We start from the raw sequence: 25,707 nt of genomic DNA on the forward strand, positions 1-25,707 counted from the left end.
CGCGGGGTGCGGGCGACGCGGCGCGGCCTGAGCGGGCCGATCCGCTAGATGCCGCTCTCGTCGACCTGCGGCAGGCCGTACCGCAGGGCGATGGGATTCCACAGGTCGACGAAGTCCCGCTTGGCCTCGGTCGCCTCGGCGTCGTGGGTCCTGGGCAGGTCCTCGGTGCTGCGCGTCTCGCTGTGCCCGCATGCCGTGACGCCGAACTCATCGAGCCAGTCGGCGGTTTCGGACACCCATGAGGCGTAGCCCCGGTCCGCCTCCGCCGATGCCGTCCAGGCACGCGAGAGGTCGCCCAGAGCCTCGGCGAGATCGCCGTCCGCCCGCGGTGCGAGCAGGTCGACCCGCCGGGCGAGGTCGTCGCGTTTCACCGCCACGTCCAGCAGGTCGTCACGCGCGTCCTCGACGGGCTTCTTGCCGTGCGAGCAACTACCGCCCGCGGTGAGGGCCTTGGCCACCCGTGCGCGCTGCGGCGCGTTCTCCTCCAGCAGGGTCTGCACCTGAGTGGCTATGTCGTCCTGTGCCGACTCCGAGGCGGAGGGCGACACGTCGGAGCCGGACGGCCCGGTGGGCGCGACCGATGCCGATGCCGACGACGCAGAAGGCGCGCCGGGTCCCGGCGGCACGGCGTCGCCGGTGGCGCGAGCCGCGTGCGACGAGGGCTCCGACCGGTCGGAGCCCAGCCATATCGCGGCCGCCGTGGCGCCGCCGGCGAGCACCGCGCTCGCCACGAGGGTCGCCGTGATGACACCCCAGCCGATCCGCCGCCGTACCGGCCGGGGCCGCTCCGGGGCGTGATGGAGCTGATGCGGGGTCCCGGGGTGCGCCATGCTGCCGGTCGGCAGACCGGCGAAGACGGCGGCGTGGGTTTCCGCTCCGGCGGGCGTGGCCTGGGGCCGCGCGCCGGGGTGTGCCGTGGCGGGCGTCCGGGGGAGTCCCGCGCCGGGGGTGAGCACCCGGGGAGTCGCCGGAGGCGCGTCGACCGGGACGTCGACGGCGGTGGGCGTCGGCTCGGCCGGCTCGGCGGCAGGTTCGTCCCCCGGTTCGGCGGCAGGTTCGTCCTCCGGCCCGGTCGGCTCGTCGGTGGGTTCCGCCGGTTCGGCCCCGGGTTCGGCCGGGTCCAGCGCCCTGTCCGCCGCCTCGGTGGTCGGCTCGGTGGCTTCGGTCGGGTCGATGGTCGGCTCCGGTCGGGCGGGGGCGGCCTCGTCCGCGGTCGCCTCCGCGGACCGGTCGTCGGCGGCTTCGAGGGGATCGGGTTCGGGTTCCGGTTCCGTGTCTGCCGGGGTTTCGACGTCGCCCGAGTCTGTGGAAGGCGAGGGCTCATCGGCGCTCTGCGGCACCACGACGGCGGGCGGGACGTCCGGCGCCTGCGGCGACACCGGCGCGGCGACGGGCGGAGCCGGGGCGGCGGGAACGGGGACGGGGGAGGAGGCGGAAGCGAGGAGGGGGACGGGGACAGGGACGGGGACGGGGACAGGGACGGTGGTCATGGCGGGCGCCGTGTGCCGGGCCCGACCGGGCAGGCGTCCGACGAAGGCGGCGACTCCGGGCAGGTCCTCGATACGGGTGATGCCGAGCCGGCGAGCCGCCGCCGGTACGCCGAACGCGCCGAGGGCTGCCCACACCGTCGCCGCGAACAGCACGCCGGGGACGGCCGGCCCGAGCGTGAGGGCACTGCCGTCCGTCGGGGAAATGTCGAGAGACCTGCTGAGAGCCATGGCCAGGTACGACGAGTCGTCGATGTCCGAGGACAGTTCGAGCCCGACTCCCGCCATGACGGCCAGCAGCAGGAACCCCGAGACGAAGCACACCACGGCGCGTACGGCGGCGGCCGGGCGCGCCGACTCGCGCAGGACCCCCGCGCCCAGCAGCACCGCGGCCACCACGCCGAGCAGCACGGACGCCCAGACCCATCCGCTGAGGTCGTGGAGCTCGAACAGGGAGACGGCGGACGACGCGTCCGAGCCGTCGCCGTCCTCGTTCCAGGACGAGGAGCCGCTGAAGGTGAGGGTGTCGGTGAACTCGACAGACGCTCCGCAGGCCAGGCTCAGGAGGGTCGCGGCAATGTTGGGGGCGAGCAGCAGCGCCGGTATCAGCGCGGAGAGCCCTGCCTGGGACACCACGAAGACCACGGCGCCGAGGCCGACCAGCGACAGGGGCACGGCCAGCGCCACGCCCGCCCGGCGGGCCGCGCGGAGCCAGTCGCCCAGCCCCGGCTGACGGGCGGCCCAGGCTGACATCGATGTCCGGTTCAGCGTGGGGAAGAGCACCACGGACGCCAGCAGCAGGGTCCACCAGGCCGCGAGCAACGGGGAGCAGGTCACGGACACCGTGACGTCCGACAGGCCCAGGAGACGGGCCACGTAGACGGCCGAGGTGTCGGAGGCATCCGACGACGCGAGCGCGACGGAGGTACCGGCCGTACAGGCCAGCACTACGGACCCGAGCACGGCCGACAGCACGCTGCGCACGCCCAGGAACACGGTCTCCGCGGTGTCGAGTTGCCGGCCGTCGGCGACCGCGCCGCGGAGGTGCAGGCGGGCACCGAACCACAGCGCGGCCGCCCACAGCAGTGTCAGTCCGAGGGGCATGAAGGAGAGGTCGAGCGACGCGAGCGAGGCCGAGTCCCGCTCCGCCAGCTCAATTCCCGGGTGGGCGCCGAGGGCGGACAGGACGACGGCGAGCGCTGTGAGGAACGCGCCGCCGAAGGGGGCGTCCTCGGCCGCGGCGGTCGCGGCCAGGACCAGGGACACGAGCAGCAGGAGAGCCGTCGGCAGGGCGGCGATGCGGGCGGGTGCGATCCAGTCGCCGGTCAGCAGGCGGGTCAGTGCCGTGGCCGCGGCGGACGGGGCCTGCGCGGTGCCCGGAGCGGCGGGCGGCGATGCGGGAGGCGGCGGCATCGCAGGGGACGGAGCGGGCGCCGGAGCGGTGGTGGGCCGGCCGCACGAAGCGCAGTAGCGGGCCTCGTCGGTCACGGCACCGCCGCAGTGCGGGCAGAAGGCAGGCATGCGTTCCCTATTCGAAAGCGGGTGAAGAAATGTGAAGGTGATGAATCGCCAGATGCGGGCTCCCTGTGGGGAGGCGAAGGCGAACGAGGGCCCGTCGGTGATGGGACGGGCCCTCGCCGGCATGTCCGGGGGGGTCTTCCGGCCGGGACCGGCACGGAGCTTCCCGCTACGGAGAGGGAGTGAGGGGACCTGGAACGGCCGCGGCCGGAGTTAACCGTGTCGCGCGGGAAAGGCAGGTCGTCAAAGGCTCTCTCTAGTCGTCCGCATGTGAAGATCGCGTGAGGAAGATGTGATCATGAATATCAGGCCGCGACGTCGTGATCAAGAGAATCGGGGCGACTGGTTGTAGGCCGCATGATTCGTCTGAGGCGCTGCCGCCGGGTACCGCCGGATCGACCGCTGGGACCGGGTTGCCTGGCCGCCCCGGGAGTACCGCGATGTCGTGCGGGCCGTTGCTGCCGGGGAGTCGGGCCTCCCGTCCGGCGTGCACCAGTCGCGTAGGCGGGGCGCAAGGGGCCGCGAGCCACTGATGCTGCCGAGTGCCGAGTGCCGAGTGCCGAGTGCCGAGTGCCGAGTGCCGAGTGCCGAGTGCCGGGCGCCGGGCGCCGGGCGCCGGGCGCCGGGCGCCGACTGCCGGGTGCCGGGCGCCCGGTCGCGGAGGCCGGGACGGCGAAGGCCCCGCCGCCGGTTGTCGCACCGGTGGCGGGGCCTTCGTCTCGCGTGGGTCAGGCCGTCTTGATCGTGACCTCGATGTCGCCCCGGGTCACCTTGGAGTAGGGGCAGATCTCGTGCGCCTTCTCCACCAGGGTCTTGGCGGTGGCCTCGTCGACCGAGGGGATACTGGCGGTGAGCTCGGCGACGATGCCGAATCCGGCGTCGTTGCGGCCGATGCCGACGCGGGCCGTCACGCTGGAACCGGTGATGTCGATCTTCTGCATCTGGGCGATGATCCCGATCGAGGCGTGGAAACACGCGCTGTAACAGGCGGCGAAGAGCTGCTCGGGGTTGGTGCCGGCGCCCGTGCCGCCCAGTTCCTTGGGCTGGCTGACGACAACGTCGAGCTTGCCGTCCTCAGTGGAGACACGGCCCTCTCGGCCACCCTCGGCGGTCGCGACTGCGGTGTAGAGAGCTTCACTGGTCTTGATGGGCATGTCTTGCGTACCTTCCGTCGGTTTTGTGAATGCCTGGATCGGATGGACGGCGACCCGAACGGGCGGCGCCAGGTGCTCGCCGCCCCTCGGGGGTCAGTGGGTGCTCGGCTTCGCCTCGGCCGTCTGGGCGGCCCCGGACGCGGCACCTTGGGCGGCCTGCGCCGGGGCCGCGGCGGGCGGAGCCTTGATGATGAGCCCGAGGCCCGCCAGGCCGGAGATGGCCGTGACGATGGAGCAGAACAGCAGGACGTGCCCGTAGTCGGCCGCGTCGGTGCTCGCCTTGCTGAGGAGCGTGGCCAGGGTCGCGATGCCGAAGGCGCCGCCGACCTGGCGGGCCGTCTGGTTGAGCCCGGTCGCCGCCGCGAAGCGCAGCGGGGAGACCGAGAGCGCGGCGGCGGTCGACGTGCCCGTGGTGATCGCGCCCATACCCGCGCCTGCCAGGATGCCGGTGGGCAGCCAGTAGCCGAGGAAGTTGGGCTCGTCGGGCAGGGTGAAGGCGAGGAAGAACCCGGTGCCCGCGAGGACGACCGCTCCGGCCACCACGACGGCCCGGGGGCCGTACTTCGTCTGGATCTTGCCCGAGTACAGGGCCACCAGTGTCGCCGCGAAGGCGCCCGGGGTCACCGCGAGGCCCGCCTTCAGTTCCGACCAGTGCCAGACCGAGGTGACGTACAGGACGCCGACCAGGAGCCAGGCGAACAGGCAGGCACCGTAGAAGAACACGGACAGGTTCGCCAGGGCGAAGGTCCGGCTGCGCCAGAGGCTGGTCTCCACGGCGGGGGCCTCGTGGGTCCGTGAGCGCAGCAGGGTGACCGTCATGGCGAGGACGCCGCCGGCCAGACAGCCCACCGTCGCCGGGTCGCCCCAACCCCAGTCCTCGCCCTTGGAGATGCCGAGGCTGAGCAGGCCGATGCCGAGCCCGAGCAGAACGGTCCCGATCAGGTCGGGCACCTTGCTGCCCTCCGGGCGCGCGGTCCGGGGAATGATGTGCGCGCGCAGCAGGAGCAGCAGGCCGAACGGCACGTTGATCAGGAACAGCGACCGCCAGCCGAGGGTGTCGACCAGGACGCCGCCGATCGAGGGGCCCACCGCGGCGGCGAACGCGGAGGCCGCGCTCCACTTGCCGATCGCGGCCCGGCGCTGCTCGGGCGGTGTGTCCATCAGGACGATGGCGAGAGACGCCGGGATCATCGCCGCGGCCCCGGCGCCCTGGAAGGCGCGCGCGGTCAGCAGGACGGGGAGATTCGGAGCCAGCGCGCACATGAGGGACATCGCGGTGAAGACGGCGATCCCCGCGGTGAACAGGGAACGCCGGCCGATCACATCCGCGAGCCGGCCGGCGGGCGCCAGCAGGGCGGCGAACACCGTCGCGTACACGGTGATCACCCAGGACAGGTCCGCGAGGGCGGAACCCTCGAAGTCCTTGTGCAGATCTGGGATGGCCAGATTGACGATCGTCACGTCGAGGACGGCCAGGAAGGTCGCACTCGACGCGAGGAGCAGCAGGGGCACGTACCCCCGCTTGGCCACCGCTTCAGCGGGCCCAGCGCTCATCGCTTAACACCTCCAACATACCGATGGTTGGAATGTATCCGTGTGAGTGCTCAGCCGTCAATCGCGTTGTCACCGAGCGCAGCCGACTCGTCGCGCAGGCCCCCGGACCGGCAGGCGGGGAAGAGGGTAAGTGCGCTGGTCGGAGGGGCAGTCGGGCGGTGTGCGCGTCCGAGGGGCGAAAGAACGCTCTGGGCCTCTCGGACGCGCGCACCGCCTCAGGCCGTCCCATCCACCCCCGCGGTGTCGCCGGTCATCGGCGTACTCCCGGTATCCGACGAGCCGTCGGCTCCCACCGTGATGGCCTCGTCCACCTCGGCGACACGGTCCGCCAGCTCGCGGTCCTCGCGCTCGCGCTGTTCGCGGCGCTCCCGGTCCAGCAGCTCGGCCTGCGCCTCGTCCGAGGCCATCAGGGCGAGCAGATCGCTCTTGGCCATGTCGAGGACGCCCATGTCCGCGTAGGCCTTCTTGACCGCCGGCCCCCACAGTCCGATGTCCTTCACGCAGGGGACGATCCGGGTGAACAGACGTGAGCGGAACGCCTGCATGCGGGGGCCCTTGTCCATGTACTCCATGCACTCGGCCATGTCGAAGCCCAGGTTCTCCCAGACCTCCTGCATCCGGAACCGGTCCCGCATGAGGTGACAGCCCTCGACGACGAACTCCTCCCGTTCCGCCCGCTCCTTGGAGGTCAGCTCGGCGTAGTAGTCCCGCAGGGCGAGCCGTCCGAAGGCGACATGGCGGGCCTCGTCCTGCATGACGTACGCGAGGATCTGTTTCGGCAGTGGCTTGTTCGTCTTGTCCCGGAGAATTCCGAAGGCGGCGAGCGCCAGGCCCTCGATCAGGACCTGCATTCCGAGATACGGCATGTCCCAGCGCGAATCCGAGAGGGCGTCGCCGAGCAGGCTCTTCAAGTGCGAGTTGATCGGGTATTCCATGCCTATCTTCTCCTTCAGGAAACGGGAGAAGATCTCGGCGTGCCGCGCCTCGTCCATCACCTGGGTCGAGGCATAGAACTTCGAATCGAGATCGGGGACCGATTCGACGATCCGCGCCGAGCAGATCATCGCCCCCTGTTCACCGTGCAGGAACTGGCTGAATTCCCAGGACGCCATGTGCCGGCGCATTTCCCGACGCTCGCGTTCGTTGAGTTTCGCGTACTGCCGGGAGCCGTACAGGGCGAGCGTGTTCTCCGGAGTGCCGAGCGCGTCGTACGGGTCGACCTCGGTCTCCCACGCGATACGCGCCGTGCTGTCCCACTGCTTATCCTTGCCCTTCTGGTACAGGCTCAGCAGCCGGTCGCGGCCGTCGTCGTAGTTCCAGGTGAAGTGGGTGTCGCCGGCCGTGGGCAGCACCCACCGGTCGTCGGCGGTGTGCTCGGCGCCGTGCATGGGGGTCTCCTCGGTATCCGGGGACCGCCGCGCCTTCCGGGCTCACGCCTGGTGCGGCGGTGCGAGAAACGGCAGGACGCCGGCCAGGAGGCCCACTGTGCAGCGGGACCGCTCCCCGGTGGCCATCTCGCCGTCGTACTCCAGGGACAGGGGCGCGCCGTCGGTGCGCTCCACGACGAAGTGCCGGCCCCGGGTGTAGATCACCCCGGGGCGTTCGACGTGCCGTCCCTCACGGGTCAGGTTCAGCAGTTCGATCAGGTCGCAGGTGCCGTCGAAGACACACAGGTCGAGCAGTCCGTCGTCGAGGACGGAGTGCGGCATCAGCCGGAACTGCCCGGCGCGGTACCGGCCGCCGCCGATGTTGGTGAGCTGGACCGTGCCCTCGTGCACCACCTCGCCGTCCACGCTGATCCGCGTGGGGTACGGCCTGTGGGCCGCCACGACCTCGGCCACGGCCTGCCGGTAGCGGTCGCGGCCGGCCAGGCCGGTGAGGCGGTTCGCGGTCGCGAGCACCTCCGCGACGACGCCGGTGCCCGTGCCGAGCAGGGCGTACGTGTCGCTCTCCTGTATGTGCGCCACGTCGATGTGCCGCACGCGGCGGGCCGGCCCGGACAGCGCCTCGGGCAGGGTCCGCTGCCAGGGCCGGTCGGACCAGAGCTCGCGGTAGAACGAGTTGGCGGTGCCGGCCGGCACACAGAACAGCGCGGGCAGGGCCGCCCCGGAGCGTTCCAGGGAGGCGCGGACGAGCCCGGAGGCCACCTCGCGGGTGGTGCCGTCGCCGCCGGCCACGATCACCAGGTCGGCCCCGTCGGCGACGGCCTTCACGGCGATCTCCTCCGCGTGACCGCGGTAGCGGGTCCCGATCGCGGTGAGGTCCCCGACCAGTTCCGCGCACCGCCGGGTCAGGGTGCCGGCGTCGACGAGGTCGGCGCGTCCCGCCCCGGCGACCGGGTTGGTGATCAGTACACCGGAGTCCGCCCACCGGCCTGGCTGCATTCCTGCTCTCCTCGGATCTCGACGGGCAGACGACCGACCTGACACGAAGTGGCGGAGAGAGCAGGATTCGAACCTGCGAGGGCGGTGAAGCCCGGATCCGGGATGCTTCCCGGATCCCCGTTGGGCCGCTACGGGAATCTCTCCTCGTGCACCGAAGCGCTTGCCTCGAAGGCTTGCGGTTCGGTGCACATCTCCAAGGTGGCAGGGCGTTCTGAGATCTCTCTGACACGGCCCTCTCAGTGGCTGTGCCGCGCCGCCAGACGCGCGCCGAGCTGCTCGAACACCGCTGACGCCAGGACCGCGTGACCGCGCATCGAGGCATGGAGCATGTCCGCGCTGAAGACGCTGCGGGAGCCGCTGGTGGGGTGGGCCCACATGTCGATGACCAGGGCGTCGTGCCGGTCGGCCACCTTGCGCACCTGGTCGTTGAAGATCTCGATGCGACCGCTCAGCCCTCCGCCGCCGAGCTGCTCGGGGAAGACCCTGGTGATGTCCTGGATGGTGAAGACGAAGACGTCGGCGCCGCCCTCGCGCAACGGCCGGACCATCGCGTCGAGTTCGGCCTCCACCGCCTCCGCCGAGAAGTCACGGGCGAGCATGTCGTTGCCGCCGCACACCACCGAGGCGAGGTCGGGACGGAAGTCCAGCGCCTTCTTGAGCTGCCCCGTACGCACCTCCGCCGCCTTGAGATGGCGTACACCCAGATTCAGGTACTCCAGGCCGGGATCGACCCGCCGCAGCGCCTCCAGGACCCGCTCCGCCCAGGGCAGGTCCGCGTAGCCGGGCGAGGACTCCCCGAGCCCTTCGGCGAGGCTGTCCCCGATGACCGCGAAACGGGTCCAGGGGGCGTCCTTCAGCAACCGGTCGGCGTCCTCGGGGGAGAGGACGTGCGGGTCGGCCGCCTCGGCGGTGGGTCCTTCGGTCGTGGTCATGCTGCATCTCCGTTCTCCTGCGCGGCGCGCTCGGCCGCGATCAGGCCCATGAAGTCGTCGTCCTTGCAGTAAGGCTCTGCGCCGCCGTAGCGCCGTACGAGCTCGGGGACCCGTACTTCCTCGCTGGGCCAGAAGCCCGCCTCGCGCACCGCCTCTGACGCGGTTTCCGGGGTCAGGCCGGTGACGTACGGCTCGCCCTGCGCGCCCACCTTGCGGGCCATCGACAGGGCGCCCTCGTAGCGGCTGGTGCCGTCGACGACGCTCTCGTCCATGTAGTCGAAGACGAGACCGCTGCCCGGCGCGCACAGGTCGGTGAGCTGGTGCAGGGTGCGCTCGAAGGCGTCGCGGCGCAGGAAGAACGTCACGCCCAGCCAGCCCACGACGCAGGGGCTGCCCGGCTGGAAGCCCGCGCCGGCGAGGGCCTCCGCGAGCGAGTCGCCCGCCTCGAAGTCGACGGGCACGTACGTGACCGACGGGGCGTCGACCGCCGCCTCCACCAGCGTCTCCAGCTTGGCGCGCTGCGTGGCCGGGTGGTCCACCTCGAAGTAGCGCAGCCCGTCGTAGCCGGGCATCCGCAGCGCGGTGGTGTCGTAGCCCGCGCCGAGCAGCACCACCTGGCGGATGCCGGTGGCGACCGCGCGTATGAGCTGGTCCTCGAAGAACCGCTGGCGCAGCAGGATCTCGGCGATGAAACCGCCGTGCGCGGAGTCCAGCGCGGTCAGCCGGGCGAGCGCCTCCTCGGACGTCCGGGGCAGCGGGGGCTCGGTGACGAACAGCGAGGCGAAGCGGTCGTCGAGCAGTCGGCGCGCGGGTTCGACGACCGCGTCGGCGGCGCGGGCGCGCGCCGTGAGATAGGCGGTGTCGCTGGGCAGACCCGATTGCATCCGGGTGGGCTGGTGCGGTGTCAGCATGGTGAATCCTTTCCGGGAATTCGGCTCGCGGCGGGCGCGGCAAGAGGCCGGCGAGCCCGGACGGTTCGCGTGCCGACTGTCTTACGCGCCCACTCCGGCGCGGCCCTGAGTAAGAGCGCGTTCCGTTTTCCGGGCCCGGGTATTCCCGTCGTTTGCGAGGGTTCTCGGCCCTCGCGGCGTAACCAGAAAGAAGCAGGGCGGAACATGAAGACCGCCAAAGGTGCCGATTCGTGAAACGGCCGCCGTGAAGGAGACCGATGACCCTCACCGAAGAACTCGCGGAATGGGCCCACGCTCTGCGGTTCGAGGACATACCGCCGGATGTCGTGGACATAGCGAAGCTGCAGATAATGTCCCAGTGCGCGGCCATGCGCATCGGCGCGACGCATCCGCTGGGCCGGAAACTGGCCGAGGCGTTCGGCCCGCCCCTGCAGCCCGACCCCCGGCGGGCGGCCTTCGTGCTCGCCGGTCTCGGATCGTGGCTGCACTTCGACGACACCGCGTTCGCCGGGCATCTGTCCAACTCGACCGTGGCCGTGCCCATGGCGTACGCGCAGAGCCAGGAACTGGACGGGCGCGCGCTGCTGACCTCGGTGATCGTGGCCAACGAGTGCGCCGCGCGCGTCACCGCCTCGGCCACGCTGGGTCCCTTCCGCGGCCAGAGCGCCACGTTCACCCATGTCGTCGGGGCCGTCGCGGGGCGGCTGCGCGGTGAGAACGCCTCCGCGCGGCACTGGGCCGACGCGCTCGGCCTCGGCCTCGGACTGCCGCCGCGCACCGTGCCGATCGGGTTCCTCGGCGGCGACGCCAAGGTCTTCAGCGCCTCGACGCCCGTCTCCGTCGGACTGGACGCGTGCGACGCCGCGGCTGCGGGATTCGAGGGCAGCAGGGAGATCCTGGAGCACCCGGAGGGATTCCTGTCCCGCTTCGCGTCCGTACCGCTGCCCGGAGCGGTCACCGCCGGGCTCGGGCGCCGCTGGCACACCCACACGACGTCGTTCAAGGTGCACCCCGGCGGTCCCGGCATGGACGCGGCGGTCGACTGCGGACTCGAACTCCACCGGGAGCTGGGGCCCGTACGGGCGCGGGACGTCACCGGGATCACCGTGGACACCTCGCTGTACACGGTGCTGGTGGACGCCCAGGCGGGGGCGCATCTGCGGGGCGCCGACTCGCCGGTGAGCGCCCTCGTGTTCGCCCTGCCCTACCTGCTGGCCACCGTCCTGCTCACCGGTGACCTGACGACGGAGGACTTCGCCGCGCCCGGGGTCGCGGACGAGGAGCGGTGGCGCCTCGCCGAGCTGGTGAGCACGCGCCTCGACGACGCGATGACCTACGACCTGTTCCACAGCGAGGTTCCCTTCGGGGAGGCGCTTCGGCAGGCCGGTCCCCGGGCCGCCGAGTGGCTGCGGCCCTTCGGCGCGCGACTGAAGGGCGACGGGCAGTGGCTCGTGGACCTGGTGGGCGAACTGGAGCCGCCGAGCGAGGACTTCCGGTCCGCGCGGAAGGTGACGGGGGCCAGGGTGACCGTCGGCTTCCGTGACGGCCGCTCGGTGAGCCGGCAGGTCGACATCCCCGTGGGAGCGGTGGGCGGACCGCCGGCCGCCGCCCTGGTGCGCGACAAGTTCCTCGGCACCGGAGGGAGCGCGGACACGGCGGACGCGCTGGCCGCCCTGGAGTCGGCCTCCGCCCAGGAGGTCACGAAGCTGCTGAACGCCGCGCTGGAGCGTTCGGCCACATGAGCCGCCCGCCGACCGGGGCACCGCGTGCCCCGGTCCCGCGTGCCCCGGTCCCGTGTGCCTCGCGGGTGCCGGAGGCCGGATGCGAGGCAGGGCCGCCCCTGGGCGGCCGTCTGTCGGTGCGTGGCCATCGTTCCGCCCTCCCGCCTGTCGTGGTCGCGTGCGCCCCGGCCCGGCACGCCGGTCGCCCGCGTGGTGCCGGCGTGCCCGGCGCCGCCCGGCGGGATCCGTGCCCCGTCCGGTCGTCCCCTCAGCCCGCCAGCGCCTCCTCGTACCAGCGGCGCAGTCGGGCCCGTGCCTTGGTGAAGGCGCTCTCGGCCGCCTTGAGCGAGATGCCGCGCCGGCTCGCGAACTCGCGGGTGCTGATCCCGTTCAGGCGGGCCACGATCACCTGGTGCTCCCGCCCGGCGAGCCGGTCGACCTGCTCCAGCGCCCAGGCCTCCTCCTGGGCGGCGCAGATCAGCTCCTCCGGGCTCGCCATGACCTCGGCCCAGGGGCCGCGCAGCAGCCGCCGGGCGCGTTCGTCGCGTCGGTGGATGTCGGTGCAGAGCCGCAGGGTGACCGTGGTGAGGAAGGGACCGACCCGGCTCTCGTCCAGGTCGCGGAAGGTCGCCGCGCGGATCAGGGCCTCCTGCGCGCAGTCCTCGGCTTCCTGGTCCCCGGACAGCCGGGACCTCGCGAGCCGGTGGATGCGTTCCCGGTGCGGGAGCAGCAGTTCCCACCGGTCCGCGGGGACCTGTACGCCGGGAAGTGCGGGGCTGTGCATGACTGATGACCTCCTTGCCGGATACGGCCAGAGGGGCGGGGACGTGCCGAGGGCCCGGACTCGGGGTTGGCGCCCTGCGGCCGTGATGTTACATTCCAACCGATGGTATGTCTATGAGATCCAGGTTCGGTGAACTCTCGGTACGAGGGGGAGACGCTAAGATCGAACGGTGGATGTTTTCGGGGGGTCAGGAGGGCGGGTCGGATCCATGGGCAGTCAGCAGCGAGTGCGCCGATCGCAGGAAGAGCGTTCGCGGACGACGACGAACGAACTCCTCGCGGCCGCTCGTAAGCTCTTCGCCAGAGACGGGTACACCGCGACCTCGCTCGACGCGATCTGCGAGGAGATCGGGGCGAGCAAGGGCGCGCTCTACCACCACTTCAAGAACAAGCGCGACCTGTTCCGTGCCGTCTACGAGGCGGAGGAGAACCGGCTGTCGAGCGCCATCGCGCAGACGTTCACCCTCCACGAGGACCCCTGGGACGGTCTGTACGAGGGCATGCGCGAATTCCTGGTCATGTCGATGGAGCCGAGTACGCAGCGCATCACCCTCGTCGACGCGCCGGGCGCGCTGGGCTGGGCGGAGATGCGGGCGATCCGCTCGGACTGCCGGCGCATGATCGCCTACGGTCTCGGCCAGCTCCTCGGCAGGGAGCGTTCCCGCGCCGAGGTCACCGCCGTCGCCTCGATGGTGCACGGTGCCGCCTGCGAGAGCGCGATCGCGCTGGCCCACGCCGACGGCGAGGCCGACGAACTGCTCGAAGCCACCCTGATCCAGTTCCGCCGGCTGTTCTCCTCCTTCGCCAAGCCCTAGGTCGTGTCCGCAACGTCGAGTCGTCCGCCCGAAGGGTGGGCCCTGCGGCGTCATGGGGTTCCCTCTGCTCGAGCGAAGCCGAGAGCTCGGGGGAGCGTGCTCTCGGCGTGCCGCCGAAGGCTCACCTGCCCTCGTCCGCGGCGCCCGTGAGATGGGCGCCGAGGCCCCGGATCACCGAGGCGGCGGCGATGGCGTGGCCCCGCATGGTGGGGACGCTGCCGTCGGCGCCGTACACATCCCGGTCCGCGGCCGCCGGGTGTCCGGCGAGGTTCACGTAGATCGCGCCGTGCCTGAGGGCCACCGCCTGCTTGCGCTCGGCCAGTTCACGCAGCCGCAGACGCAGACGCTCGGCCTCCTCGGCCGGCCGGGGGCCGAAGCGGGTGATGTCGAACCAGTTCACCAGCAGCACGTCACCCCCGCTGTCGCGCAGCGGTGCGACGACCCGGTCGAACTCCGCCTCCACGCTGTCGGCGTCGAACGGCTCACGCACCAGTTCGCCGCCGCAGCACGTCAGCGCCGTCAGATCCGGCTTGAACTCCAGGATGCGGCCGAGCTGCCGCGACCGTATCTCGGCCGCGAGCCGGCCCTTCCTCCCGAGGTTGAGATACGCGAGACCGGGCCGGCCCCGGCGCAGGGAGGCCGCCACCCGATCCGCCCAGCCGTCGCGGCCGTAGCCCTCCGCGGGCTCACCCCGCCCGTCGGCCACCTCGTCGCCGACCACCAGGAAGCGCCGCCAGGGCGCCCCCGTCAGAAACGTGTCCGCCTGCGCGGTGCTCAGACAGTACCGATCGCTTTCCTCGCGCCGCAGCGCCGTCTCCGTGCACATGTTTCCCCCGTGTGTCGCACTCTGTGGTCCGGCGAGTGCACACCGTACGCCCGGAATTCGAGCATCCGTCCGACACTTTCGCGTCGTACGGCCCGTCGTACGGCTTTCGTGATGCCGTCCCGCCTCACACCGACTTGGTGACCCGCAGGACCTGCCAGATGGCTCCGAAACTGGCGCCGCGCTCGAACGCCAGATACTCGGGAAGCACCACCTGCGGGCCCCACTTCTCCTTGTACGCGAGCTGGGTCGAGGCCGGGTAGACCGCGTGTCCGTGCTCGGCGAGCAGCCGCATGAAACGGCCGGTCAGCCTGCTCGCCCCGGCCGGCTCGTGCCGCGGATCGAGGCCGGTGAACGGGGTGAAGCCGAAGTGCAGCCAGTCCGCGCCTTCCTTGATGAACGTCTCCGTCGCGTGCAGATTGACGGCCTCCATCACCCCGGGCGGGGCGTCCGGCAGCCGCCTGCTGAGATCGTGCAGCCAGCCGGGCCTGCCGCCGTGGGCGGGACTGTACGAGATGTACGAGACCGGCCCGGAGTCCAGCGTGCCGACGAAGAGCCGGCGGTGCTCCTGCGCGGGACCGCCGAGCTGGCCCACCAGGAACTCGATCTCCTTGACGTGCCTCCCCTTGGAACGCAGCCACGCCTTGTCGATCTGCTCGATGTCGCGCGCGCACGTCTCCCAGTCCGTCTCGGCGACCGTGAGGCCGCTGCGCCGCGCACGCGAGATCTTGTTGCGCAGCTTCACGAACTTCGATCCGCGCAGACTGAACGCGGAGAGATCGAGTGAATACGACGAGCCGACCTGGTTGATGGTGAAACCCTCCTCCTGGAACAGATCGATGTCGTCACGCTGCAATTGGATCCCGACGATCGCGCGGCGCTGCTCACGCGCGAAGGAACGGAAGGCGCGCAGGAGAGAAGCCTGTTGCCCGGGGGCGGCGAACACCCCGCCGAACTGGACGAGATAGCGGCCGGAGGGCCGGTAGACGACGAAACCGTCGCCGCCGTCCTCGCGGAAGTACCGGTTTCCCTCGTTGAGCGCGAGGAACGCGCTCGGATTGTCGGCGTGCTTCTCCACGGCCGACAGCACCTGGGGGAGAACCTCGCCGCTCGCGTCCGCCGTGGGCGTCGCCGTCCGCCGTGTCCGTGATCGATTCACCGCACCGCCCTCCAGAGACCTACAGGAACGCCCGAACTCTTCCAGCGGGTTCGTGAAGCCGACTGAAACCACCGTCTCAGAACCGTCTCAGCGCTTTCTCAGAGGTCTTGGCGAAGGTTGCCGACGAATCGAAGTTGGTCTACAGAAGGCGGGGGACCTGGGGTGACCAGCGTTCAGTTGTCCGCTCCGGCCGGCCGGCGGCGCGGCGGGATGTCCGCGCACCGGTTGCGTACGTACCGGTCTTATGTGAACGGAGAATGCCTGGACGGCGGCGAGTGGGTCTATGTCGTCGGCGCCGACGCGTTGCTCGACGACGCGTTCGCGAGCCTGAGCCTCAAACGGAAGCTGGAACGCGGACTGGCGGAGCCCGCCGAACTGCCCCGCAGCATCGTCGCCAAGGTGGCCAAGGCCGACCGCGACACCGTCGAGATGGCCGTGGAGGCCGCCGCCGGGGCCGCCCCGCGATGGGCGGCGTTCCCGCTCGACGTCCGGCTGAACCGGCTCGGCCGTCAGATCCACCGGCGCATCGTGGAGCGCGCCCAGGAGATCGTCGACGTGCTGGTGGAGGAAGGGCATCCGCTGCCACTGGCCCGCTGGCAGGTGTCGGGCATGCTCGACTGCTTCGGGCCGCAGTCCCTGAGCTTCTACCGCTCGCAGATGCTCCAGGAGTTCCGGCAGGACGACCGGCAACTGGCCGTGCGCAGGCTTCCGGACGGCGTGGTGTGTCTCAACCCGCCGCAGAACGCGCCCTTGTCCAGCGTGCTGCTGGGCGCCACCGCGATCATGGCGGGCAACTCCCTCGTCGTCCGCGCCCCGCGCAGCGCCCCGCTCGGGGCGATGTACGTCCTGCACGAGATCGTGGTCCCGGCGCTGGAGGAGGTCGGCGCCCCGCCCGGCACGCTGAACGTGGTGTGCGGCGACCCGGCGCCCATGCTCGCCGCCTGGCTGCGGAGCCCGAAGGTCGACGACATCATGTATTTCGGGAGCAGCGAGAACGGCATCACCTTCGAGGAGAAGTGCATCACCGCCGGCAAGAAGCCCATTCTCGAACTGGCCGGAAACGACGCCGTGGTGGTGTGGAAGGACGCCGATCTCGAACTGGCGGCGGAGGCGATCACGGAGAGCTTCTTCGGTTCGGGACAGCTCTGCATGATTCCGAATCAGGTGCTGGTGCACCCCGATGTCGCCGACCGGCTCATCGCGAACATCGTCCGCCTGGCCGGCCATATCCGGCCCGGATACGCCTGGGAGGAGGACGTCCTCCTCACTCCGGTCCTGCGGAACGAGAAATTCTTCTCCTGTCTGCGGGACGCCGTCGAGAACGGCGCGGAAGTCGCCTGCGGCGGGCACGCCATGCAGATCGACGAGACCCGCGACACGGCGGGCATCTTCCTGGAGCCCACGGTGGTGGTGGTCCGCGGTCTGAAGGACGCCCGGGAGATCGACGCCGTACGCGACGAGACGTTCTTCCCGCTGATCCCGGTCGTGGTCGCGGACCCCGCCCCGGACGCCGAACTCATGTACAGCTTCATCGAATTCGTCAATACGAACGCCTACGGCCTGCGGAATTCCGTATGGGCCGGCGACAAGGCCGTCGTCGACGAATTCGTCACCCGCATCACCGTCGGCGGAATCCTGAAGGTGAACGACTCGCACGTCGGATTCCTCCCCTATCTGCCGACGCACGGCGGTACGGGCCTGACCGGAGGTGTCTTCGGCGAGGCCAACTACCCGATCCTGCGCACCTCGCACGTCCAGGGGCTCAGCGTCAGCAGCGGATCGCGTCCCCGCGACGCGGTCTTCGGCGCCTGGCGCGCCATGGACCGGCGAGAGTCCTGAACACCCCGTCCGCGCACTACGAGAGAGCTGCCATGCGCCCATTGGATGCCGCGCGCGAGACGTGCGAGAAATTCATGCCCGGACTGCTCGCCGAACTGGACGAGTTCCCGCTCACCGAACTGGAGTCCCCGGACTCACCCGCCATCGCCCTGTTCCGCGGCCACGGAGGACCCCAACTGGTCATCCCCAAGACCTACGCCGGCTCCGGCGCGGGTCCCCGGGAGGCACTGCAGGTCACCCGCGCCCTGGGCGCGGCCGCGCCGTCGCTGGCGGTCGCCACGACCATGCACCACTTCTCCGTGGCCACCCTGTTCACCCTGGCCGAGAGCCTTCAGGCCAGTGGCGCGGAGTGGGCCCTGCTGGAGGGCATCGCGGAACAGAACCTGCTGGTCGCCTCCGGCTTCGCGGAGGGCCGCACCGGACAGGGCATCCTGACCCCCTCGATGCGGGCCACGGTCGTCGAGGGCGGCTACCGGATCAGCGGCGCGAAGAAGCCGTGCAGCCTGTCCCACTCGATGGACCTGCTCACCGCGAGCGTGGCGGTGCCCGGTGACGCCAACTCGGCCGTCCTGCTGGTGCCCAAGGGCGTCGAAGGCCTGAGCGTGCACCCCTTCTGGGGGAACCCGGTCCTCGCCGGCGCGGAGAGCGACGAACTCCGGCTGGAGGACGTGTTCATCAGCGAACAGCAGCTCATGCGGACCGAGGACGCCGAGCCCGGCGCCATGGACAGCCTCCAGACGGTCGGGTTCATCTGGTTCGAGCTGCTCATCTCCGGTTCGTACCTCGGGATGGCGAGCGCACTCGCCGAACGCGTCGTGGAGCGCGGCCGGGGCACCGACTCCGAGCGGGCGCGGCTGCTGTGCCGGCTGGAGAGCGCCGCCCTGCTGCTGGAGGGCATGGCACGGATGATCGAGCAGGAGGAGACCGGCGACGAGGCCCTCGCGAAATCCCTCATCGCGCGGTACGCGGCGCAGGACGCCCTGGCGGAGGCGGTGCACCAGGCCGTCGAACTGCTCGGCGGGATGGCGTTCATCGGCTCGCCGGACGTCGCCTATCTCGCGGCGGCCTCGCACGGGCTGTCCTTCCACCCGCCGTCCAGGTCGAGCATCGCCGGGCCGCTCCTCGAGCACCTGGCCGGCAAGACGCTGCGGATCGCGTGAGGCCCGCGATGACCCTCACCCCGGCCTCCGCCACCGCAAGCTCGCCGCTGACCAGGGAAGAGCTCGGCCGGCTCTACCGGCGCCGCCTCAACAAGGGCCGTGCCGTCCTGGGAGAGATGTTCGGCGGGCACATCGAGACCGAGTCGCTCGGCGCCTGGGTGTTCACCGCCGAGGGCCGCAGGTTCCTCAACTGCGGTGGCTACGGCGTGCTGTTGATGGGGGCCAGGCATCCCACGGTGGTCCGGTACGTGTCCGAACAGCTGAACCGCCACCCCGTCGCGACCCGGGTGTTCCTCGAACCGCAGGCCGCGCTGGCCGCCGACGCCCTCGTGGCGGTCGCCCCGCCCGGCCTGGAACGGGTGCACTTCGCGGGCTCGGGCGCCGAGGCCGTCGAGTGCGCGATCAAGATGGCCCGCACCCGGGGCAGACGGCACCTCGTCGCCACCGTGAACGGCTACCACGGCAAGACCATGGGCGCCCTCAGCCTGACCGGCCGCGACGTCTTCCGCGACCCCTTCCGCCCGCTGCTGCCGGACGTCGAGCACGTACCGTACGGCGACGCCACGGCCCTGGAACAGGCACTGCTCCGCCACCCGGGCGAGTGCTGTGTCGTCGTCGAACCCGTCCAGGGCGAGGCCGGCGTGGTCCTCCCGCCGGACGGCTATCTCACCCGGGTACAGGAACTGTGCCGCCGTCATGGGGCGTTCTTCGTGCTCGACGAGGTGCAGACCGGACTCGGCAGGCTCGGCTCCTGGTGGGGCGCCGACCGGGAGGGGATCACCCCGGACGCGCTGCTCGTGGGCAAGGGACTCAGCGGCGGGATCGTCCCGGTCTCGGCGGTGGTCGCCACCCCCGCCGCCTTCGCGGTCTTCGACCGGGACCCCTATCTGCACACCTCCACGTTCTCGGGGGCACCGCTGGCGATGGCGGCGGCCCGGGGAGCGCTCGCCGCGCTCCACGAGGACGGCCTCGTCGAACGGGCCCGCGTGCTCGGCGACGAACTGCTCGACCGGCTCGGGAAGATCGCCCGCGGCCACTACGGCGGCGGACTGCGCGAGGTGCGCGGCCAAGGCCTGCTGCTCGGCTTCGAGTTCGTCCGGCCCGGCGCGGCCGGAGACCTCCTGATCGAGCTCGCGGAACAGGGCGTCATCGCCAACCACTCGCTCAACTCGGACCACGTCCTGCGGCTCACCCCGCCGGCCGTGCTGTCCCGCTCCGACACGGACTTCCTGTACGAGGCCTTCGACCGCGCCTGCGGCAGGCAGGCCTCCGCGTACGCACTCTCACCGGAAGGTGGCATCGGCCATGCGTAGTGCTCGTGTGACGCTCGGCGTGCCGGGGGTGACTCCTCAGGCCGCCTTCGCCCGGGTCAAGGACTTCGCGGCGTACCCGGATCTCGTCGACGTCGTACGGTCCGTGACGGTCCGCCGGACCAGTGACACGCACGAGTCCAGCGACTGGGAGGTGTACTTCCGCAACGGCATCCTGCGCTGGACGGAGACCGACCGGTTCGACACCGGGGACCTGACCATCGAATTCGCCCAGACCGACGGCGACTTCGAGGAGTTCTCCGGGACCTGGGCGATCACCGCCGACGGCGACGGCTGCCGGATCTCCTTCGACACCGCCTTCGACTTCGGCATCCCCTCGCTCGCCGGGATCCTCGACCCGGTGGCGGAACGGGTGTTCAAGGAGACCATCGCCCGCGTGGTCCGGGGACTGTTCCCGAACGCCGAGGTGATCGGCGACGAAGCCGTCGCCAAGGCGCTGGCCGCGCTCCTCGAGGCGGCCGCACCCGCGGGAGGAGCGCGCTGATGGACGCCAAGAACCTCTTCGAGACACCCGCCACCTACCGACTGCACCGCGCCGAGTACGCCCTGGGCCTCGTCGTCAGCAGCGTCCTGTTCTTCACCCACCTGGGCGACGTGTCCTGGCCGGCCTTCATCGGCCTGTTCCTCTACATCGACCTGATCGGCTACATCCCCGGCGCGATCGCCTACCACCGCAGTACGACCAAGGACATCTCCAAGGTCTACTACGTGCTCTACAACGTGATGCACAGCCTCGTCACCGAAGGCCTGGTGGCCTTGGTGTGGATCTGGGCGTTCGGAGCCGAGTGGGCGCTTCTCGCCCTGCCGATCCATCTCTTCGGAGACCGGGCGCTGTTCGGGAACTTCCTGAAAAGCTTCCGGCTGCCCTTCGAACCGGTCGAGGACCCCGCCTACCTCCGCTTCCGCGCCGAGTTCGAGGGCCGGGGCGGACGGCCGGCCCCGGTGGCCGCGCACCTGGATGCGAGGACCTCATGAGGGAGGCACTCGCCACCGAGCGCCCCGGCGGCGGCCCGGCCGGCAGCCGGCAGACCCGGTCCACCGTCCGCCGGCTGGCGACCGGCGTCGCGGTGCTCACCTGTGGCGACCCCGAGACCGTCGAAGGCGTCACCGTGAGCACGGTGGCGCTCGCCTCGATGGAGCCGCCGATCATCTCCGTGGCCCTGCGCGAGGACAGCCGGGGACTGCGCACCCTCCTGGCCCACGACCGCTTCGTCGTCAACGGGCTCGCCGCCGGACAGGCCTTCCTCGCCGACCACTTCGCCTCCAAGGAGCGCGAGCGCGGCCTGGACCAGCTCCCCGCCGAGACCTGGGCGGACCCCAGCGCGCACGGGGTGCCCCGGCTCAAGGACGCCGTCGCCTGGCTGGAGTGCCACATCGTCCGCAGCACCGCCGTCGGCGACCACCGGGTCGTCTTCGCCGCCGTGTCGCACGGCTCCCAGGGGACCGGGACCCCCCTGGTCAACTTCGCCGACGAACTGCGAAACGGCCGCGCCGCCATCCGACCGCTGTCCGTGGAAAGGGATCGATGACCGTGTCCACCACACCCTCCGAAGCCGACTGGGAGCACGCTCCCTCGCTCGTCGACGGTGCCATGAGCCTGGAACTGACCGCCGACGCCTGCGACCTGCGCTACTGGCTGCGCTCCGTCCCCCAGGGCACTCTGCGCGGTCACACCCTCGGCCACGCCGACGACGTACGCCCGCAGCCGGTGATGGCCGAGCCCGGCCCGCTGAACAGCGCGCTCAGCCAGGAACTGGCCTTCCGGTCCATCGCGGAGGAGAAGGCCACCCGCGCCATCGCCTACATGGTGGCGGTCGCCCCCGACAACGCCTCGCTGGAGTTCTACTCCACGCAACTCCTCGACGAGGCACGGCACGCCATGGTCTTCCGCCGCCACCTGCTGTCGCTCGGCATCGCCGAGGACGACCTGTGGACGGCGGTCGACCGGCTGGCCGCCGCCGACAGCGAGCGCATCCTCGTACCCCTGGAGGAGTTCGGCCTGCGCGCCCTGCGCGACCGGCGGGACTTCATCGGCGGCGTCGTGATCCTCACCGTGCTCGTCGAGGGCGTCCTCGCACCCTCCGCGGAACTCAGCGAGCGCAAGTGGCGGATGTTCGACCCGGCCGCCGCCGACATCGAGCGCGGTGCCGGCATCGACGAGATCCGCCACCTCACTGTCGGCAGCTCCATCGCCCGCGAACACCTGCTGCGCCACCCCGAGGACAAGCCGCGGATCCTGGAACTGATCCAGGAGGGGTACGGCCTGTGGGAGAAGCTGCCCTCGCAGGATCTCGTGATGCGCCGCGAGGAACTCTTCCAGCAGGGTCTGGAGCGGCACGGCGACCTCGTGGGCGACTACGAGGTCTGGCCCGGACGCCGGCTGATCGACACCACGGCCGAGGAACGGGCCGGGACGGCGCACGAGTGGGCCGACAGGATGCAGCGCGCGCGACTGGCGTACATGGGCCTCGAGGAAGCCCTGTGACCGCACGGGCCGCGGTCGTGTGCGGGCTCGGATCCTGGCTGCCGCCCAGGGCGGTCACCAACGACGAACTCGCCCTGGAACTCGACACCTCGGACGACTGGATCCGCACCCGCACCGGCATCGGCGCCCGGCACATCCTCGACGACGGCCTCGCCACCTCGGACCTCGCCGTCGAGGCGGGGGCACGCGCCCTGAAGTCCGCGTCGGACATCGCGGTCGACGCGGTCGTGCTGGCCACGGCGACCCCCGACCATCCCCTGCCGGCGACCGCCCCGCGCGTCGCGGCCCGGCTCGGTCTCGGCCCGGTCCCCGCGTTCGACGTGGCCGCCGTCTGCACGGGCTTCCTCTACGGGCTCGCCACCGCGGCCGGGTTCATCGCCGCCGGGTCGGCGGACTCGGTCCTCGTCATCGGCGCCGACGCGTTCTCCCGCATCCTCGACCCGGCCGACCGCTCCACCCGGGCCATCTTCGGCGACGGCGCCGGAGCGGTCGTCCTGCGGGCCGGCCGGCCGGACGAGCCCGGCGCGCTCGGCCCGATCCGGCTGGGCTCCGACGGAACGGCGGACGACCTCATCCAGGTGCCCTCCGGAGGCTCCCGCGACCCACTGCGGCCGGAGTCGGCCGGACAGGGCGACCCCTACTTCCGGATGGCCGGACAGGCCGTGTTCCGGCGCGCCGTGGAATCCATGGCGGAGTCCTCCGAGCAGGCCCTGGGGGGCGCGGGCTGGTCGGTGGCCGACGTCGACCTGCTCGTGGCCCACCAGGCCAACGTACGGATCATGCACGCCCTGGCCGACTGGATGGGCCTGGACCGGGGCCGCTGCGCGATCCATCTCGACCGCGTCGGCAACACCTCGGCCGCCTCCGTGCCGCTGGCCCTGGCCGACGCCGTCGCGAACGGCACCCTGCGCCCCGGCCACCGGGTGCTCATGACCGCGTTCGGCGGCGGGCTGACCTGGGGCGCCTGCACGCTCCGCTGGCCGGCCGTCGAAGCGTGCTGACCGCACCACCCGCACTACCCGCACCACTCGCACCATCCGTACACCGCCGACCGTCCCGCACACCGCGACGCGCACACCGCGACGAACAACCGAGGAGAGACATCCCATGAGTGACACCAGCGATCGTCTGGTCGCCCTGCTGGTACGGGTCTGCGGTCTGGAGGCCGACGAGATCTCGCCCGACGTGAGCTTCCGCAAGCTCGAAGTGGACTCGCTCGCCCTGGTCGAACTCGGCCTGGCCGCCCAGCAGGAGTTCGGCGTCCCGGTCAAGGACGACGATCTGGAACTGGACGCCACGGTGGCCGACGCGACGGAGATGCTGGAGCGGAAGCTGGCCGAGGCGTCGGGAGTGGCGGGCTGATGGCGGACGCCAGGCCCCCGTTCTCCGCCGCGGTCACCGGGATCGGCATGGTGACCGCGGCGGGCATCGGCACCGACGCCTCCTGGACACGCATCCTGCGGGGCGAGACGACGGAAGCGAGCGAGGTGCCCGCGCTCGCGGGCACCCGCGCCGCCTTCGGCTGCCACGTGCCCGCCTTCGATCCCGCGAAAGCACTCGGCCGGCGCAAGGCGTTGCGCCTCGACCGCAGCAGCCAGCTCGCGCTGGCCGCCGCGGCCGAGGCACTGGCCGACTCGGGCCTGGACACCGCCGCATGGGACGGCGCCCGGGTCGGCGTGGTCATCGGCAGTGGCATCGGGGGAGCGGCCACCTGGGAGAAGCAGCACCACGTGCTGCTCGACCAGGGCTTCGACCAGGTCTCCCCGATGCTGATCCCGATGCTCGCGGTGAACATGACGGCCGGCTACATCGCCATGGAGTGCGGGGCCAGGGGCCCCAACCTCGTGACCGCGACGGCCTGCGCCTCGGGCACCACCGCCATCGGCACGGCACGCGAACTGCTGCGCGCGGGCACCTGCGACGTCGTCATCACCGGTGGCACCGAGGCCTGCCTGATCCCCTCGATCGTCTCCGGGTTCAGCCAGATGGGCGCCCTCTCCGCCCGCAGCGACGCGCCGGCGAACGCCTCACGCCCCTTCGACGTGGACCGGGACGGTTTCGTCCCCGCCGAGGGAGCGACCGTACTCGTCCTGGAACGTCCCGAGGACGCCCGGGCACGCGGCGGCTCGGTGCACGCGGTGATCAGCGGATACGGCGCCAGCGCCGACGCCCACCACGCGACGGCTCCCGATCCTGAGGGCCGCGGGGCCGAACTGGCCCTGCGCACGGCCCTGGCGGACGCGGGGGTCGGCGCCGACGAGATCGATCACGTCAACGCCCACGGCACGTCCACCCCCCTCAATGACGTGACCGAGGCCCGGACGCTGCGCCGTGTGCTCGGCGACCGTCCCGCGGTCACGTCCGTGAAGGGCGTGGTCGGCCACTCCCTGGGGGCGGCCGGCGCCATCGAGGCCGCCATCACCGCGCTCACCCTCGAACACCGGCTCGTGCCGCCCACCGCGAACCTGCAGAGCCTGGATCCGGAGATCGACATCGACGTCGTGGCCAAGGCTCCTCGTGACCTGACGGGCGAGCTGGCGGTGAGCACCTCGTTCGGGTTCGGCGGCCAGAACGCGGTACTGGTCCTCGGGCGGGCCTGAGAGCAGGGCGCCCGCCCTGCCCGCCAGTCCACCGAATCGGAGGTCACGTCTGGGAGAGGATCTCGCGGAAGACCCTCCTGAGCTGGGGCGAGGGTTCGATGCCCAGTTCCCGCACAAGGCGTTGACGGGTACGGCTGTACACGTTGATCGCCTCGCCCTGACGGCCCGAGCGGCACAGTGCGGCCATGAGCTGCCGGCAGAAGTGCTCGCGCAGCGGATAGCGCATGTGAAGACGCTCGGCCTCGGGAATGACCGCCTGGTGGAGACCGAGATCGAGCTGCGCGTCGATCTTGCGTTCGTGCGCGATCAGCCGGCTCTCCTCCAGGTGGGTGTAGGCCATGCGGCAGATCATCCCCTGACCCGTGTCGAACAGCGCGGGTCCCCGCCACAGGGCGAGCGCGCTGTTCAGGGTGCGGATGACCGCGCCGGGGTCCTCCTCGAGCAGCGGTGCCGCGGATTCCACGAGGGCGGTGAAGCGCAGGGCGTCGATGTGGTCGGCGGGGAGCTGCAGCCGGTAACCGGCGGGCGTCGTCTGCACGACCCCGCGCAGATGTTCCCTGCCGATCCGGGTCACGAGAATGCGCCGCAGCCGCGCGATATGCCCCTGCAGCGAGTTCACCGCGTCCCTGGGCGGCCTCTCCGCCCAGAGTTCGTCGATCAGTTCGTCCCGGGAGACGACTTTCCCGCCGGCCAGGGCGAGTGCCGCGACAATGGTGCGCAGTTTCTCGCCCGGTATTCGGAAGCGGATCTCGTCCTCGTCGATGATTTCCAGCGGTCCCAGCAGTTCGACCCGCACGGCTCGTCCTTTCTCTGTGCAAGAGTTGGGATTGTTCAGGTGCGGTCCATCGCCTTTCGGAGTTGGGGGGCGCGCGGGGGGCCGGGGGTGCTGAGTGTCGGATTTATGTGTGGGCACCGCGGCGCCCGCGCCGGACGGCGCGCACGCCTCGACGGGGGGGGGGGCGGCGGCGGGCCGGCGGGGCCCGGGGCCCGCGCGGGGCGCGCCGTGGGGGCCCGGGGGGCCCCCCCGCGACCCGGGCGCGCTGATCCGAGG

23 protein-coding genes and 1 tRNA gene are annotated in these 25,707 nt (G+C 71.4%); 12 read left to right on the plus strand and 12 right to left on the minus strand.

What is annotated here, in order from left to right; all coding sequences use genetic code 11:
* Positions 1-44 precede the first annotated feature (44 nt).
* From ACFXGX_RS37220 to ACFXGX_RS37255, 8 genes are all read right to left on the minus strand, one after another.
* Positions 45-3,008, minus strand: coding sequence for a hypothetical protein (locus ACFXGX_RS37220; RefSeq protein ID WP_384800879.1), 2,964 nt, complete (start codon positions 3,006-3,008; stop codon positions 45-47).
* Between the two features lie 725 nt (positions 3,009-3,733).
* A complete protein-coding gene (locus ACFXGX_RS37225; protein ID WP_382780320.1) occupies positions 3,734-4,159 on the minus strand; it encodes an organic hydroperoxide resistance protein in 426 nt (141 codons plus the stop codon).
* Positions 4,160-4,252: 93 nt separating this feature from the next.
* The gene (locus ACFXGX_RS37230; protein ID WP_384800882.1) at positions 4,253-5,713 is read right to left on the minus strand and encodes a DHA2 family efflux MFS transporter permease subunit; all 1,461 of its coding nucleotides are present in this window, start codon (positions 5,711-5,713) and stop codon (positions 4,253-4,255) included.
* Between the two features lie 215 nt (positions 5,714-5,928).
* Positions 5,929-7,101: a ferritin-like domain-containing protein gene (locus ACFXGX_RS37235; protein ID WP_384800886.1), complete on the minus strand. Its 1,173-nt coding sequence runs from the start codon at positions 7,099-7,101 to the stop codon at positions 5,929-5,931.
* 42 nt (positions 7,102-7,143) lie between these two features.
* Entirely contained in the window at positions 7,144-8,097 is a 954-nt protein-coding gene (locus ACFXGX_RS37240; RefSeq protein ID WP_384800889.1) for a diacylglycerol/lipid kinase family protein, read from the minus strand.
* Between the two features lie 49 nt (positions 8,098-8,146).
* Positions 8,147-8,241: transfer RNA gene (locus ACFXGX_RS37245), tRNA-Ser, on the minus strand.
* Positions 8,242-8,333: 92 nt separating this feature from the next.
* On the minus strand, positions 8,334-9,029 hold the full coding sequence (locus ACFXGX_RS37250; protein ID WP_384800892.1) for an SGNH/GDSL hydrolase family protein: 696 nt from the start codon (positions 9,027-9,029) through the stop codon (positions 8,334-8,336).
* On the minus strand, positions 9,026-9,940 hold the full coding sequence (locus ACFXGX_RS37255; protein WP_384800895.1) for a class I SAM-dependent methyltransferase: 915 nt from the start codon (positions 9,938-9,940) through the stop codon (positions 9,026-9,028). The genes ACFXGX_RS37250 and ACFXGX_RS37255 overlap by 4 nt, the downstream gene beginning before the upstream one ends.
* A gap of 257 nt (positions 9,941-10,197) precedes the next feature.
* Between ACFXGX_RS37255 and ACFXGX_RS37260 the strand changes: the two genes are divergently transcribed.
* Positions 10,198-11,682 carry an MmgE/PrpD family protein gene (locus ACFXGX_RS37260; protein WP_384800898.1) on the plus strand — a complete coding sequence of 495 codons (1,485 nt, stop codon included), beginning with the start codon at positions 10,198-10,200 and terminating at the stop codon, positions 11,680-11,682.
* Positions 11,683-11,929: 247 nt separating this feature from the next.
* Here ACFXGX_RS37260 and ACFXGX_RS37265 read toward each other — a convergent pair whose 3' ends face one another.
* Positions 11,930-12,445, minus strand: coding sequence for an RNA polymerase sigma factor (locus tag ACFXGX_RS37265; RefSeq protein ID WP_384800901.1), 516 nt, complete (start codon positions 12,443-12,445; stop codon positions 11,930-11,932).
* Positions 12,446-12,653: 208 nt separating this feature from the next.
* Between ACFXGX_RS37265 and ACFXGX_RS37270 the strand changes: the two genes are divergently transcribed.
* On the plus strand, positions 12,654-13,259 hold the full coding sequence (locus ACFXGX_RS37270; protein WP_384800904.1) for a TetR/AcrR family transcriptional regulator: 606 nt from the start codon (positions 12,654-12,656) through the stop codon (positions 13,257-13,259).
* Between the two features lie 121 nt (positions 13,260-13,380).
* Here ACFXGX_RS37270 and ACFXGX_RS37275 read toward each other — a convergent pair whose 3' ends face one another.
* On the minus strand, positions 13,381-14,085 hold the full coding sequence (locus ACFXGX_RS37275) for an SGNH/GDSL hydrolase family protein (protein WP_384800907.1): 705 nt from the start codon (positions 14,083-14,085) through the stop codon (positions 13,381-13,383).
* Positions 14,086-14,209: 124 nt separating this feature from the next.
* On the minus strand, positions 14,210-15,241 hold the full coding sequence (locus tag ACFXGX_RS37280; RefSeq protein ID WP_384800910.1) for a bifunctional lysylphosphatidylglycerol flippase/synthetase MprF: 1,032 nt from the start codon (positions 15,239-15,241) through the stop codon (positions 14,210-14,212).
* Between the two features lie 246 nt (positions 15,242-15,487).
* Between ACFXGX_RS37280 and ACFXGX_RS37285 the strand changes: the two genes are divergently transcribed.
* The 10 genes from ACFXGX_RS37285 (at position 15,488) to ACFXGX_RS37330 (ending at position 24,656) form a co-directional block, all read left to right on the plus strand.
* Positions 15,488-17,080 carry an aldehyde dehydrogenase family protein gene (locus tag ACFXGX_RS37285; protein ID WP_384800913.1) on the plus strand — a complete coding sequence of 531 codons (1,593 nt, stop codon included), beginning with the start codon at positions 15,488-15,490 and terminating at the stop codon, positions 17,078-17,080.
* 32 nt (positions 17,081-17,112) lie between these two features.
* Entirely contained in the window at positions 17,113-18,240 is a 1,128-nt protein-coding gene (locus ACFXGX_RS37290) for an acyl-CoA dehydrogenase (RefSeq protein ID WP_384800916.1), read from the plus strand.
* Between the two features lie 8 nt (positions 18,241-18,248).
* The gene (locus ACFXGX_RS37295; protein ID WP_384800919.1) at positions 18,249-19,553 is read left to right on the plus strand and encodes an aspartate aminotransferase family protein; all 1,305 of its coding nucleotides are present in this window, start codon (positions 18,249-18,251) and stop codon (positions 19,551-19,553) included.
* Positions 19,546-20,055 (plus strand): type II toxin-antitoxin system RatA family toxin, encoded by a 510-nt coding sequence (locus tag ACFXGX_RS37300; protein WP_384800922.1) that lies wholly within the window; start codon positions 19,546-19,548, stop codon positions 20,053-20,055. Before ACFXGX_RS37295 ends, ACFXGX_RS37300 begins: the two co-directional genes overlap by 8 nt.
* Entirely contained in the window at positions 20,055-20,546 is a 492-nt protein-coding gene (locus ACFXGX_RS37305) for a hypothetical protein (RefSeq protein ID WP_384800925.1), read from the plus strand. The genes ACFXGX_RS37300 and ACFXGX_RS37305 overlap by 1 nt, the downstream gene beginning before the upstream one ends.
* Entirely contained in the window at positions 20,543-21,100 is a 558-nt protein-coding gene (locus ACFXGX_RS37310) for a flavin reductase family protein (RefSeq protein ID WP_384800928.1), read from the plus strand. The genes ACFXGX_RS37305 and ACFXGX_RS37310 overlap by 4 nt, the downstream gene beginning before the upstream one ends.
* Complete coding sequence (locus tag ACFXGX_RS37315) at positions 21,097-22,056, plus strand: VlmB-like protein (RefSeq protein ID WP_384800931.1); 960 nt, start codon at positions 21,097-21,099, stop codon at positions 22,054-22,056. The genes ACFXGX_RS37310 and ACFXGX_RS37315 overlap by 4 nt, the downstream gene beginning before the upstream one ends.
* The gene (locus ACFXGX_RS37320) at positions 22,053-23,057 is read left to right on the plus strand and encodes a beta-ketoacyl-ACP synthase III (RefSeq protein ID WP_384800934.1); all 1,005 of its coding nucleotides are present in this window, start codon (positions 22,053-22,055) and stop codon (positions 23,055-23,057) included. The genes ACFXGX_RS37315 and ACFXGX_RS37320 overlap by 4 nt, the downstream gene beginning before the upstream one ends.
* Before the next feature lie 106 nt (positions 23,058-23,163).
* Entirely contained in the window at positions 23,164-23,418 is a 255-nt protein-coding gene (locus ACFXGX_RS37325; RefSeq protein WP_384800937.1) for an acyl carrier protein, read from the plus strand.
* Entirely contained in the window at positions 23,418-24,656 is a 1,239-nt protein-coding gene (locus tag ACFXGX_RS37330) for a beta-ketoacyl-[acyl-carrier-protein] synthase family protein (RefSeq protein WP_384800940.1), read from the plus strand. The genes ACFXGX_RS37325 and ACFXGX_RS37330 overlap by 1 nt, the downstream gene beginning before the upstream one ends.
* Before the next feature lie 43 nt (positions 24,657-24,699).
* Here the strand turns inward: ACFXGX_RS37330 and ACFXGX_RS37335 are convergent, their stop codons facing one another.
* Positions 24,700-25,452, minus strand: a complete 753-nt coding sequence (locus tag ACFXGX_RS37335; protein WP_384800943.1) for a BTAD domain-containing putative transcriptional regulator — start codon at positions 25,450-25,452, stop codon at positions 24,700-24,702.
* Between the last annotated feature and the right edge of the window lie 255 nt (positions 25,453-25,707).

It is taken from the genome of Streptomyces sp. NPDC059371 (genome assembly GCF_042751995.1).
Classification (GTDB): Bacteria; Actinomycetota; Actinomycetes; order Streptomycetales; family Streptomycetaceae; genus Streptomyces.

Excerpts from the sequence above, each read along its gene's own strand:
- ACFXGX_RS37270 (WP_384800904.1), top strand. The coding sequence starts at position 12,654 with ATGGGCAGTCAGCAGCGAGTGCGCCGATCGCAGGAAGAGCGTTCGCGG.
- ACFXGX_RS37325 (WP_384800937.1), top strand. The coding sequence starts at position 23,164 with ATGAGTGACACCAGCGATCGTCTGGTCGCCCTGCTGGTACGGGTCTGC.
- ACFXGX_RS37310 (WP_384800928.1), top strand. The coding sequence starts at position 20,543 with ATGAGGGAGGCACTCGCCACCGAGCGCCCCGGCGGCGGCCCGGCCGGC.
- ACFXGX_RS37330 (WP_384800940.1), top strand. The coding sequence starts at position 23,418 with ATGGCGGACGCCAGGCCCCCGTTCTCCGCCGCGGTCACCGGGATCGGC.
- ACFXGX_RS37220 (WP_384800879.1), bottom strand. The coding sequence starts at position 3,008 with ATGCCTGCCTTCTGCCCGCACTGCGGCGGTGCCGTGACCGACGAGGCC.
- ACFXGX_RS37260 (WP_384800898.1), top strand. The coding sequence starts at position 10,198 with ATGACCCTCACCGAAGAACTCGCGGAATGGGCCCACGCTCTGCGGTTC.
- ACFXGX_RS37265 (WP_384800901.1), bottom strand. The coding sequence starts at position 12,445 with ATGCACAGCCCCGCACTTCCCGGCGTACAGGTCCCCGCGGACCGGTGG.
- ACFXGX_RS37225 (WP_382780320.1), bottom strand. The coding sequence starts at position 4,159 with ATGCCCATCAAGACCAGTGAAGCTCTCTACACCGCAGTCGCGACCGCC.
- ACFXGX_RS37255 (WP_384800895.1), bottom strand. The coding sequence starts at position 9,940 with ATGCTGACACCGCACCAGCCCACCCGGATGCAATCGGGTCTGCCCAGC.
- ACFXGX_RS37295 (WP_384800919.1), top strand. The coding sequence starts at position 18,249 with ATGACCCTCACCCCGGCCTCCGCCACCGCAAGCTCGCCGCTGACCAGG.
- ACFXGX_RS37230 (WP_384800882.1), bottom strand. The coding sequence starts at position 5,713 with ATGAGCGCTGGGCCCGCTGAAGCGGTGGCCAAGCGGGGGTACGTGCCC.
- ACFXGX_RS37290 (WP_384800916.1), top strand. The coding sequence starts at position 17,113 with ATGCGCCCATTGGATGCCGCGCGCGAGACGTGCGAGAAATTCATGCCC.
- ACFXGX_RS37305 (WP_384800925.1), top strand. The coding sequence starts at position 20,055 with ATGGACGCCAAGAACCTCTTCGAGACACCCGCCACCTACCGACTGCAC.
- ACFXGX_RS37315 (WP_384800931.1), top strand. The coding sequence starts at position 21,097 with ATGACCGTGTCCACCACACCCTCCGAAGCCGACTGGGAGCACGCTCCC.
- ACFXGX_RS37275 (WP_384800907.1), bottom strand. The coding sequence starts at position 14,085 with ATGTGCACGGAGACGGCGCTGCGGCGCGAGGAAAGCGATCGGTACTGT.
- ACFXGX_RS37235 (WP_384800886.1), bottom strand. The coding sequence starts at position 7,101 with ATGCACGGCGCCGAGCACACCGCCGACGACCGGTGGGTGCTGCCCACG.
- ACFXGX_RS37240 (WP_384800889.1), bottom strand. The coding sequence starts at position 8,097 with ATGCAGCCAGGCCGGTGGGCGGACTCCGGTGTACTGATCACCAACCCG.
- ACFXGX_RS37250 (WP_384800892.1), bottom strand. The coding sequence starts at position 9,029 with ATGACCACGACCGAAGGACCCACCGCCGAGGCGGCCGACCCGCACGTC.
- ACFXGX_RS37300 (WP_384800922.1), top strand. The coding sequence starts at position 19,546 with ATGCGTAGTGCTCGTGTGACGCTCGGCGTGCCGGGGGTGACTCCTCAG.